General features: G+C 55.0%; 12 protein-coding genes. 3 read left to right on the top strand and 9 right to left on the bottom strand.

Going from position 1 to position 11,123, the window contains the following annotated elements; all coding sequences use genetic code 11:
- The 5 genes from QEH52_RS18440 to QEH52_RS18420 form a co-directional block, all read right to left on the bottom strand.
- A partial coding sequence (locus QEH52_RS18440; RefSeq protein WP_308952429.1) for an efflux transporter outer membrane subunit occupies positions 1-1,547 on the bottom strand: 1,547 nt, incomplete at its 3' end.
- A complete protein-coding gene (locus QEH52_RS18435; RefSeq protein ID WP_308952428.1) occupies positions 1,544-2,200 on the bottom strand; it encodes a TetR/AcrR family transcriptional regulator in 657 nt (218 codons plus the stop codon). The genes QEH52_RS18440 and QEH52_RS18435, both read right to left, overlap by 4 nt.
- Before the next feature lie 140 nt (positions 2,201-2,340).
- Positions 2,341-2,850, bottom strand: coding sequence for a DUF4143 domain-containing protein (locus QEH52_RS18430; RefSeq protein ID WP_308952427.1), 510 nt, complete (start codon positions 2,848-2,850; stop codon positions 2,341-2,343).
- 309 nt (positions 2,851-3,159) lie between these two features.
- Positions 3,160-3,666 carry a DUF4411 family protein gene (locus QEH52_RS18425; protein WP_308952426.1) on the bottom strand — a complete coding sequence of 169 codons (507 nt, stop codon included), beginning with the start codon at positions 3,664-3,666 and terminating at the stop codon, positions 3,160-3,162.
- 2 nt (positions 3,667-3,668) lie between these two features.
- Positions 3,669-4,835, bottom strand: coding sequence for an ImmA/IrrE family metallo-endopeptidase (locus QEH52_RS18420; protein ID WP_308952425.1), 1,167 nt, complete (start codon positions 4,833-4,835; stop codon positions 3,669-3,671).
- Between the two features lie 131 nt (positions 4,836-4,966).
- Here QEH52_RS18420 and QEH52_RS18415 point away from each other — a divergent pair, with 131 nt between their 5' ends.
- The 3 genes from QEH52_RS18415 (at position 4,967) to QEH52_RS18405 (ending at position 7,963) form a co-directional block, all read left to right on the top strand.
- Positions 4,967-5,893, top strand: coding sequence for a Gfo/Idh/MocA family oxidoreductase (locus QEH52_RS18415; RefSeq protein ID WP_308952424.1), 927 nt, complete (start codon positions 4,967-4,969; stop codon positions 5,891-5,893).
- A gap of 162 nt (positions 5,894-6,055) precedes the next feature.
- A complete protein-coding gene (lpxB, locus tag QEH52_RS18410) occupies positions 6,056-7,240 on the top strand; it encodes a lipid-A-disaccharide synthase (protein ID WP_308952423.1) in 1,185 nt (394 codons plus the stop codon).
- A gap of 225 nt (positions 7,241-7,465) precedes the next feature.
- Entirely contained in the window at positions 7,466-7,963 is a 498-nt protein-coding gene (locus QEH52_RS18405; protein WP_308952422.1) for a hypothetical protein, read from the top strand.
- A gap of 111 nt (positions 7,964-8,074) precedes the next feature.
- On the opposite strand, the gene QEH52_RS18400 is transcribed toward QEH52_RS18405, so the two are convergent.
- The 4 genes from QEH52_RS18400 to QEH52_RS18385 form a co-directional block, all read right to left on the bottom strand.
- Positions 8,075-8,632 (bottom strand): lipocalin family protein, encoded by a 558-nt coding sequence (locus QEH52_RS18400; RefSeq protein WP_308952421.1) that lies wholly within the window; start codon positions 8,630-8,632, stop codon positions 8,075-8,077.
- 58 nt (positions 8,633-8,690) lie between these two features.
- Complete coding sequence (locus tag QEH52_RS18395) at positions 8,691-8,951, bottom strand: 2Fe-2S iron-sulfur cluster-binding protein (protein WP_308952420.1); 261 nt, start codon at positions 8,949-8,951, stop codon at positions 8,691-8,693.
- Positions 8,952-9,036: 85 nt separating this feature from the next.
- Entirely contained in the window at positions 9,037-10,020 is a 984-nt protein-coding gene (locus QEH52_RS18390) for a 3'-5' exoribonuclease YhaM family protein (protein ID WP_308952419.1), read from the bottom strand.
- Positions 10,021-10,115: 95 nt separating this feature from the next.
- Positions 10,116-10,949 carry a tetratricopeptide repeat protein gene (locus QEH52_RS18385; RefSeq protein ID WP_308952418.1) on the bottom strand — a complete coding sequence of 278 codons (834 nt, stop codon included), beginning with the start codon at positions 10,947-10,949 and terminating at the stop codon, positions 10,116-10,118.
- Between the last annotated feature and the right edge of the window lie 174 nt (positions 10,950-11,123).

The following is an 11,123-nucleotide window of genomic DNA, read 5'->3' as shown; positions in this document are numbered from 1 at the left end:
TCACGCCCGCGGTGGGCCAGCTTATTCTCGGCGGGCGTGACAAGTCGCGCCCCTACGTTTTTATCGTAGGTGTGATCGGAGGGTTGATCTGCAAACTCACCTCCTAGGGCTAGGTAGAGATCGATTCGGTTTTGTAAGAGTAGGTTGGATACGCCCAACTGACGGCTGCGAGCGCTGTCGGCTGTTCGTTGGGCGTCGAGAGCGCTGAGAAAATCACCAGTGCCGTTGCGGTAGCGCTCCCAAGCCAGGGTTTCGGTGGCGGCGGCTTCTTCGGCAGCCAATGCGAGCTTGCTTTGTTCGCGGCGCAGATACTGCTCCGCCGCGAGCGTGCTCTCCACTTCGAAGAAGGCACGTAAGGCGCTGTCGCGATAGTTGGCGGCGGCTTGCTCGCGCACTGAGGCTGTGCGCTCGATATTGGCCAGTATGCGGCCGCCTTGGAACAGGGGCTGAGTTAAGTTACCCGCGAGCGACCATACGCTGAAATCGCCATCGAGTAAGTTTTCAAATTCCTGTGAGGAGCTCCCGCCGGAAGCGGTCAAACTGATCTGGGGCAAGCGTTCTTTCTGGGCGGCACGTTGCTCGCGCTCGGCAGCAGCGAGTTGGCGTTCGGCAGCAATCAGGTCTGGGCGGCGCTGTAGTAATTCCGCGGGCAGCCCGGCTGGCACCGAGGCCGGCAGTGCTGGAAAATTCGGGAGTGTTTCAAGTTGCCCGGACGGGTAGCGGCCCAGCACGATTTCAAGATTGCGAGTGGCCTGATCCAGCGCTCGTTGGCGGCTGGCACTATCGGCCTCGGCGGAGGCGGCTTGGGTGCGGATGCGGCGCAGATCGAAGCCTTCGGTCAGGCCGCGTTTGAAGCGTGATTCCAGTGCTTCTTGATTGTTGCGATAGGCCTGTGCCGTGCGTTGGGCCAGGGCGAGTTGCTGTTGGGCTTCGATTACATTGAGCCAAGCCTTGGTCGTTTGGGCAGCCAATGAGAGCCGGGCGGCATGCAGTTCGGCTTGACTGCTTTCGGCGCGTGCCCGTGCGGCCGAGCTGCGATCACGCAGGCGGCCCCATAGGTCGAGCTCCCAACTGAGGTTGAGCGCGAGCTCGTAGTTTTCAAAAATAACGCCACCGGTCGAACTCGGGCCGAAGGTGCTGATCTGCTGCCGTGTGCCATTGAGTCCGAGCCCCGCCTGGGGCATTCGGTCGGCACCTGCGATGCGAGCCTCGGCGATGGATTGGGCGAAGCGCGCGGCAGCGGCTTCCAGGCCCGGATTGTGGCGCATAGCCTCGGTGACCAGCGCTTCCAGTTGCGGCGAATTAAAGTCTTTTAGCCATGCGGTGGGCGTGGTGTCGGAGACCTTGCGGCCCCATGTGTCTGGGAGGGTGATTTCGGGCGCACGACTGCGTTCCGGCGAGCTGGCACAGGCGGCGAGCAGTAAGCAGGGTAAAAGTCGTGCGCTGTATTTTAATAAAGTACGGCCATACCGGGGCCCGTTTGCGGCAGGGCTGTCGGTGGGGGGAGGCCCCAAGCGGTTCTTATACTTAGAAAGTGGAATTTTCATTTTTGTTGGAAGCCTGCGACGACGTAATTCGTCAGTTCCTCCAGTATCCTATCGAGTATCGCACTGTTTAACTGACTGCCTGATATAATTTCTAGCCTAACTTCACCTGCGATGGTGCCGATCATGGTGCTGATGCTTAGAAAAAAGCGGAATTGTATTTGTTCTTGGGAGAGCTCCGGGCATGTGCGTTGAATCTCGCCCATGAAACGCTTAGAGAGCTCGGCGAAAAACTCTTTGTGTAGATGGATCATGAAATCCGCCGGTTCCGTCAGCATGCGGCCGATGATTTGGACCAGTGTGGTGTCGCTCACATCGCTGGGCCCGAGCCCCGCGAAGAGGGGGCGGAAGAGCGCGTCAAAGATCGCCTCCAGTGGAATTGGGGCGGGGCTGTGTTGTTGGATTAGTTGCTCTAGTCGCTCCAGGCGTTCTTTATTGATCGGCTCGAAGCGCTCATGGATCAGCTCACGCATCAGGTTCGACTTCGAGCCGAAGTGATAGTTGACCGAGGCAAGGTTGACACCGGCCTCCTTAGTCACTTCGCGTAGGGTCATCGCACGGTAGCCGCCTTGAGCAAAGATTTTACCAGCCGCTTGGAGTATACGTTGACGTGTTTTATCTGAAACAGAGCCCGTAGGGGTTTGGGAAGGATTCATGTTTGAAACGATCATTTAATACGGCCAGAGGTCAATCTTACGTTCACTTATGGTATGTGATAAATACCCCCCCCGTTTTCAGCCTTCGACTATTCGGGCTCGCCTAACAGGAAACTTTCGGCGCGCAGTCTGGGACGAGTTCATTCTCTTTGACCTCTAGGTGCATGTTCGACCGTCTGCCCCGATTTGATTTCGATTGGGATGAGTTGCCCGCCACGATCCATCAACACATCGATCTCATGCCCCGTGTTATTGCGCCAGAACGAGAGATTGTTGAGTAGTCCCAGATTGAAGCGGCCTTTCAACAGTTCCAGAATTACCCAATTTTCAAAAAGTGCGCCCCGCAGTGGATGCGTATCCAACTGCTGCGGGCTCTCGATACCAAGTAGGCGAATCGCGAGTCCAACATCGTAGAAATAAATCTTCGGGGTCTTCACCAAGCGCTTGCGATAATTCTTATGGTGCGGTTGTAAACGGAACGCGACATAGGAGGCTTCGAGCACCGATAACCACTTGCCCACTGTGCCGTGATTCAGACCGCAGTCGCTGCCGATGCGGCTCGCGTTGAAGAGCTGTCCAATGTTGCCGGCGCAAAGTGCGAGAAAACGCTGGAAAAGATGGGTATCCTGAACTTGAAGAATTTGGCGCACGTCCCGCTCAACATAAGTCGTGATATAGGCGTCATACCAAAACTGAGGGTCAATTTGCTGGTCAAAGATGGGTGGGTAGCCTCCCTTCCAAAGTGTCTCATTCAGGCTGCTCGGTTGCGTCGCTGCCAGTTCGCGGAGGCCATTCGTCTGAGTATCGGCTCTATTTGGCGATCAATCACAGCCCGTTTTTACAAATTGATCATCTAAATGTCAATTTGTAGGATTGGCAAGTTCGCGCTGCAAGGGTGAGGCGAAATTCAGGTAATGTCGATGCGCGGCAGACTGATTGGTGGGGTTAGTCGGCTTTCATTAAAGTAACTCTAAACCAGGGCGAAGGACAAACGACGCATACGCAGAGCGGAGCATTTCGAAGGTGCGCACACATGGGACATCAAACACCTGTGCGACTGTCGGGATTTTTACTTTTCGACGTTCGCCTTCGATGTGCACTTCGTGGCTGACGAGTATATATCCATGCGCTTTCGCGTAGGCGATGAGCAGCGGATCTGCTTTGGAAAGAAAATCGCGTTTGGCGGCGTCTTTAAATTCGGATGCTTGCACCCATTGAACGATTCTGCCGAGTTCTATGGTTGTGGCCGCATCGATGGGCAGAAAGAAGCCAGTCGGGCAATCATTCGCCCAGTCAACTAACTCATCTTGTCCATCCCGGATTTCTTCGAGCACGGGTTCGATACTATACAGCGTCCCTTGCTGATGCTTTAACGCGAGCCAGTCCCAGAACCCCGGACACAAATCGAATGCGTAGTATTCGTTCTTCGCCTGAATCAGTGTGTTGGTGTCTAGTAGGTAAGCCATGCTTAGACGTTAAAGTGCAATTGACGGGCGAAGTTGTTAAAGGTCTCGGTCTTGCGCACGCCTAACAGGCTGTAAGCCTCGCGATAGGGCGTGCGGCCTTCCAAGGCGCTGCCAATCAGTGCCTGCGCGAAGCGACGACCGACTTGCACATTTTTCGAGGCGTAATAATTGCCGCCGCCACCTTTTGCCTTCTGCTTGGCTTGAATGGCCGCGAAGCGGTCTTCTTCGTCTTTGTAAAGCTTGCGGAAGGTCGCAGCATCAAGCTCCTCAATGTCGCGCAGGCGACGCAGGATCACCAGCGAGCTGACTTTGAAATGCCGCACGAGGCGACGAATCGGATCGTCGTCCTCTTGCGCGAGTGCCAATTGGGCGCGCAGTGCATCGAGCGGCACCAACACTTCGGCGGCGACTTGATTGCAAAACTGCTCTACACGCGCGCTGGGCGCGTAGGTGCTGACTAGATTCGAGACGCCGGACAGCCCCAACCACAGATGCACCAGTTCATGCACTAAGGTAAACATTTGGGCGGCGTGGCTGTCTTTAGAATTAATAAAGATCAGCGGCGCGTAGGGGTCGCTCAGAGCGAAGCCACGAAACTCTTTCACCAGCAAAGGGCGGTGGGTATTGCTCTTCGCCATGCCGGTGCGGGTGACCAGGATGCCGTGCGCCTCGCACTGCTCAAACATCAGGTTGAGGGCGGCCTTCCAGTCGCTTGCTTCTGCGCGCGTGGCGCTGTCGAAGCCGAAATGATGGCGAATCCGCTCGCCGACTGCAGCGGGCGCGTCTTCCAGCCCGATGCTACCGATGTAGTCGAGCCGAGGCTCGCCCATTTCGATCAAATAATCGCGATACCAAGCCTGCTTGCTCATCGCATCGTAGAGCACATCCAGTAGTTCCGGACTCGGGCGTTTTGGCTCTTCGCTGCCGACGGTGCGGAAATCGCTGATCGGCAATTGCTCTAGTGGTGGCTCTTCCAGAAACAGGTAACCGAAAGGCGTATGCGTTTTCTCAGCCAGCTTTTCGGCGCGTTTATAAGTCAGCGTTCCGTCTTGCTCCCACTGCAGCACTTTCTCCTCGGTCGTGCTCAACTTCTTAGCCAGCGCAGCCGCATCCAGCCCCGCGCGTTCGCGGGCCCATCGCAGGACTATTGGCTGGAGACTAATATTCACTTAAGTAAGAGAACGCGAAACGGTCGCGTATTTCAAGGCTGAGTTTAAGGGACTCAATTTGTCGGGCGAAGGTCTAAATATTCTACGATTCGCGCCTTGTCAGTTTATCTGGCTAAAGTTTTGCTGTGGCCATGACTGAGCAATCAAAAATTCGCTGTGGCGTTGTCGGGACTGGCTATTTGGGGCAGCACCATGCGCGTATCTATGCGGCTCTGGAGAGCTGTGAGCTGGTTGGGATCGTGGAGGCCGACGATGCCCGTGCGGAGGAGATTTGCGCGAAATATAATTGTCAACGCTTTGACACCGCTGCGGCCTTGGCGGCGGCCTGCGACGCGGTGAGCGTGGTGGTGCCGACGGATAAGCACTGTGAGGTGGCGGTGCCGCTTTTGGAAGGAGGCTGTCATTTGCTGATCGAGAAGCCGCTCTGCACCAGCCTGGACGAGGCGGAGCAAATCTTGGCTGCCGCGAAATCGCAGGGCTGCATCGTGCAGGTGGGCCACATTGAGCATTATAATCCGGTGATGGGCTATTTGGAAAATGCGGTCACTCAGCCTCAGTTTATCACTGCAGACCGTTTGGCGCCATTTAATCCACGTGGCACCGAAGTGGGCGTGGTTCTGGACCTGATGATCCACGATATCGGTGTGATTTTGGCGCTGGTGCGTTCGCCTGTGAAGCAAGTGGACGCGGTGGGAGTTAATGTGCTCTCGAACTCGGAGGATATCGCCAATGCACGCATTACCTTTGAAAACGGCTGTGTGGCCAATATCAACACCAGCCGTGTCAGCCAAAAGAAGGTGCGCGAGATTCGCGTGTTTCAGCCGCAGAACTATTTATCTATCAACTTCCAGGAGCAGAGCGGTCACTTCCTGCGCAAAGAGGGAGCCGAGCTGGTGCGGGAAGAGATTCCCATCGAAAAAGACGAACCACTCAAGCTGGAGTTGGAATCCTTCGTGCAAGTAGTCCGAAGTGCAGGGAAGCCAAAAGTCGGTGCCGAGCTGGGCAAGTCGGCGCTGGAGCTGGCGATCCAGGTTACGGAGTTGATTCACGCGAAGTAATGACTGCTTGTCGTGATTATAAATGTAGGGGCGTCACTTGTGACGCCCGCCGAGCACTGGCGGATCTGAGGTGGTCTTTACCCCTGCATCGCTCTTCGAGCTGCGCAGGGCACAAGCCCCTACGATGGTCCACGCGGTGTTATTTCACGAGTTTTCTCCAGTATGTCTAATTCACTTCCAGCCACTACGGATTTTCCGGCGCCGATTAATGGGCAGCCTGATCTGCTGATCATCGCGGGCGAACACTCCGGCGATGAGCATGCGGCACAATTGCTGACGGATCTGCGGCGACAACAGCCCGAGCTAAAAGTGGCCTGCTTAGGTGGGGTGGAGCTGCAGGCTGCAGGTGCACAACTGCTCTACGACCTGACGGCGGTCTCGATCGTCGGCTTTGTCGAAGTGGTGCGGCATTATAGTTTTTTCAAAGGACTCTTTGATCGCACCTTGGAATGGATCGAGCGCTATCAACCGAAGCATATTTGCTTTGTTGATTATCCTGGATTCAATCTGCGCTTGGCCGATCAATTGGCGCAGCGCGGACTCAGTCGCAAGGGGGGCGGTTCGATCGGGCTCAGTTATTACATCGGTCCGCAAGTGTGGGCTTGGAAGGCGAAACGTCGTTTTAAAATGGCGGATCTGATTGATCGACTCGGTGTGATTTTTCCCTTCGAAGTGGATTGCTTTGCGGATACCGAACTGCCGACTGAGTTTGTGGGACATCCTTTTGTGCGCGAGACTTGGCAGGCACCTTTTCGCTATGATGCCAGTGCTCCGGTTCTACTTTTGCCGGGGAGCCGTACTGCGGCGGTGGGGCGCATTTTTCCATTGTTGTTGGCAGGCTTCCGCCAAGCCCGTGACTCACATCCTGATTTGCAGGCGACGGTGGTGTATCCGAGTGAGCAAATACGTGCGCAGTTGGAGGCGGTGCTGGCTGCCGAGCCCGATTTGGCTGCGCATATTCAATTGGTGGCCAATTCGCAGCAGAGTCTGCCGGCGAGTGCCGTGTTGATGAGCTCCGGCACCATGTCTTTGGCCTGTGCATTGTCCGCGATTCCCGGGGCGATTGCTTATCGCTTGAACCCGATGAGTTATTGGATCGGGCGCATGTTGGTGAAAGTTAAATATATCGGGATTGCTAATTTGTTGCTGGATCGTCCGCTGCACCCCGAGTTCATTCAAGATGCGGCGAGTGCGTCGCAGTTGAGCCGTCAGTTGATACGTGCGCTCGAAGACCCGGCTGCCGCGGAGCAGGCAGCCGCCGGGGCGCAGGAATTATGCGAGCTCTTACATGCTGGAAGTGACGCCAGTGCCGCGGTCTGGTTGGCCCAAGGTCTGCTTGAATCCTAGCATCTGTCGTCAGACGGATGAGGTCAGGCTAGAATTGTAGCATTCGTTGTTAGGCGGACAAGACCGGTATTTGCTTGGCCTGGAATTACCAGTGTTTTTGAGGCTTATTATTGGCACTGGTAATGCGACTCGATGTCATGCTTTGCGTTGTATTCATGAGATTCAATCGCATGAGTTGGGGGGCTTTGTTTTCGTCCATTTGTCGCGAACTTATAGTTTAAAACCATGCTCCGTGTTGTATCTTTTTTTCTGTTAGGTGTGTTCTCCTTTTCGCTCGCATTTTGGTGGAGCTGGCAGGGGGCGCATACCCGTAGTCAAGCAGTGGAGGCCGTTGCTGCGGAGTCGCCTTCAAGTCCCGCACTGGTTGAAACGGATTCGCAGCAGTTTAAACACGGTCGGAGTCTACACAGTAATTTGTGTCTGACCTGTCATCGTGCGGCCAACACTTATGAGCGGCAACAAGTCAGCTTGGGGCCTGCACTCTGGGAGGTGCGTCATAACTATTTAAAAAAGCACGCGGATCATGAGTCATTTACCACTGCGATGACTGCCTATATGGCGGCACCGGATGCGGAGCGCAGTTTAATGCCGGAGGCGATTCAGCGTTTTGGTGTGATGATGACGCTGAACTTGCCAGAGCACGAGCTGTTGGAGGTGGCGTCTTTGATCTATGATGGAAGCTTGCTGAAGAAGCCTGCTTGGTGGGATACGCAACTAGACTGAGCTGCGAGGTTGCCCCGCCAGCCGATCGGCTAGCGGCAGGTTGGACGAAACGCTGAGCTGCTCTATCCGACTACTGTGTGCATCCGTGGACAGAGGGATAATTGAAGCCTTTCAGTGTCCGTTATTGATAATGAGTTCGCTGACCTCGTAACCCAGCGTTTCGGCGTAGGCGATATAGGCTTGCAATTTGGATGCGGGGATCTCTGGAGTTTTAGCTAGTAGCCAGAGGGTTTTGCGATTGGGCGAGCCGACCAGTGCAATACTGTAGTCGGATTCTAACTTCAAGATCCAGTAGTTACCATAATCGGGAGGGCTCCCAAATATTTGGGCGAAGAAGTTATCAATCGAGACCTTGAGCTTCGCGTTGTTGGAGCCTGCGACTGGCACGGCCGTCCCGGTGACTGAGCGTTGAGAGCCATCGGGTGCGATGGCGGTATTGACTAGGTCGATATTGCCCGCGTCATTCATCACGTATTCGGCCGTCGCCCGTTCGTTATCTTTTTGAAAGAAGACGGGCAGGCGAGCGAGTTCATGCCATAAGCCGGTGTAGCGGTTCAGATCGACCGACTCCACGGTGGCTGGTGGATCTTCGGGCAGTGCGCGGCAGGCCGTGAAAAAACTGAGCCCAAGTAACAGGAGTGCGGGGGCGACTGGTCGTAGTAATCGCATGTGGATACGTATACGGATACGTATACGGATGCGTATACGGATGCGTATACGGATGCGTTTAAGCGTCGATCACGACGTCGGCATCGCCCTTTGGCTGGCAGCAGCAGATGAGGACATGATCATCGTCTGGCTCTGCGGTATGGCCCATCGGGTATTCAACTTCGCCGGAGAGGAGTGGTTGCTGACAAGCGGTGCAATTGCCCATACGGCAGCCGTAGTCCAGATCGAGGTCGTGAACTTCGCCTAGTTCTAAGATGCTCTCTTCGTCGCCGGTCCAAGGTGCGGTGACGCCGGATTTTTGAAAAATGATATTAGCCATGTCGGAGAGACAATTCGGCCCTGTCGAGAATGCAAATCGTTTATCCTGAATCCTACAAAAACAGCGCAAATCCTACATTGAGCACTTAGCTCTTGTCGGGTGGGGTGAGCAGGACGCGGGTTTTTAGGCCCATTAAGTATTCGGAAAACTCTTCACCTTCCGGAGCATTGCGAAGGACGCGTTGGACCATGCCCATTTTGGCATCGAGGTTGTCGACCATGGAGACAAATACAGCTTCAGGCGTGGCGGCCATGGCGGCGGCTCCCCATTCTTTCTCGCCTTGGTGACTGAGAATGATGTGTTCGAGGCGCTCGGTCAGGTCCGGGTTGAGCTTGGATTGGATCGCTGCCTTGCGGGCGGTGCGGAAACCGAGCACGACGTGGCCCTGTAAGGTGCCGATGCGGCTGATTTTGGCGGCGTAGTCGCCTTCATATTCTTCTATTTTGCCGATGTCGTGTAGAATAATGCCTGCGATTGCCAGGTCGGCATCGACCTGCGGATACAGTGGCAACAGCGCGCGGGCGGCACGAACCATATGTGTGGTGTGCTCTAAGAGTCCATGGCGGTAGGCGTGGTGCATACTGATGGCTGCGGTGCTGGTGCGGAATTGGGCGCCCACTTCATCCATGACCCGTTGCACGGTGTCGTGCAGTTGTGGGTGTTGGATGGCGGCAATCGCTTCTTTGATATGTGCCCACAGGTCGTCTTCAGACTCGGGTGGCACTTCGACCAGTTGGCTGAGCATGCTTTGCGCTTCTTCATCGCTGGGGGCGACTTCTTCGGCTGCTTGCAGACGGGGGGAGAAGCGCTCTTGGTAATATTCAGTCTTTCCCGAAATGCGAACCATGGCACCTTCGGCTACGTTTTCGAGTGCGGCAAATACGGCAGAATCGCCAAAGGCGTTGGCGGTGAAACTGCCACCGGCATCGCCGAGTTCGATACTGAGGAAGGGATTGCCGTTTTTGGCGGTCTTCACCGTCTTGCGGCGCAGTATAAAGATGCTGCGGAAGGGGACGGCGATGGCGGGGTCGAGTTGCTTGAGTTCTTGGACGGTTTTGAGTTCGCTCATGGCTATGTGGGGCGATTGCGGTCGGATGTGATTTTTAAGGAGAAAGCTCGGTGAGAGGGAAAATATGGGTGCTCGCTGTTAAGCTCGTGGGCGGTTCAGTGAATCGCGATCTCGTCGAGCACCTGCTGTTTCGACTTCTGTAGCGCGGGGTTGAGCACTTGCTCCAGCAGTTTGTTCGCTTCTTGCGTGCGGCCCAGTTTGCCCAGCACACGAGCGGTGTGGAGATCGAGGATCTCGCCTTGCAGTCGCGTGCTGGCTTGTTTGCGGACTTGTTTCCAGTGCAGCAGAGCGGTTCTCCAGTCGGGGCTGCTGAGTTGGTAGTAGGCTTCGCCCAGCCGCAGCTGATAGTCGAAATTATCCGGTTCCAGTTGAGCTGCTTTGCGAAAGGCTTTGAGCATCTCGCGCTCCAGCGCATCTTGAGTGAAGATTTTTTCTTGAATGAATTCCTCTCGAAAATCATCGATTAACTGGCCGAGTGTATAGTGATAGACCGCTGTCTCAGGGGCGAGTTCAACCGCGCGCAGATAGAAGGTGAGGGCGGCTTTGCCTTTGCCCTCTTCGGCTAGGTGATTGCCGATCTGTTGCTTGACTACGGCAATTTCGGGGTCGAGCTCATCGGCTTTAAGAAAGGCTTTAAAGGCCTGCTCATACTCTTGCACTCGGCGTAGTAGTTTGCCGTAGAGAATGTAAGCACTGACATCTTCTGGCTGCTCGATCAGGTAGCTGCGGTAGGACTGCACCAGATCGTTAATTCGGCGATTGAGATCATCCTCGGTGTAAAATTCAGGGTCTTCGGCGATCTTTTGATAGATCTTTGTTTCTTTTTCCGCGATGCTGAGTAAGCGGGTGCTAGCCAGATCGGAAGCGTGGCAGAGGCAAGTCAGAGCTAAAAAGCTGCAAAGGGTCGAATAATGACGGAAACGAGGCATGATCTAAACAGAATATGAGGCTTACAAGGGACCACGCCAATAAGAAAGCGTTCCGCTGCTTGCTTCTCCACTTTTTGGCTAATACCATTTCTAAAAATGTTTGATCCTATAGTGACCTCAGGTAGCGTTTGCTGAAGCGCGTATCCATCCGTTGCCAAACAAGCTTATGACTTT

Source organism: Thalassobacterium maritimum, from assembly GCF_031127805.1.
Classification (GTDB): Bacteria; Verrucomicrobiota; Verrucomicrobiia; order Opitutales; family Coraliomargaritaceae; genus Thalassobacterium; species Thalassobacterium maritimum.
Note: the sequence above shows the minus strand (reverse complement) of the source record. Positions and strands in the feature narration are given on the sequence as shown.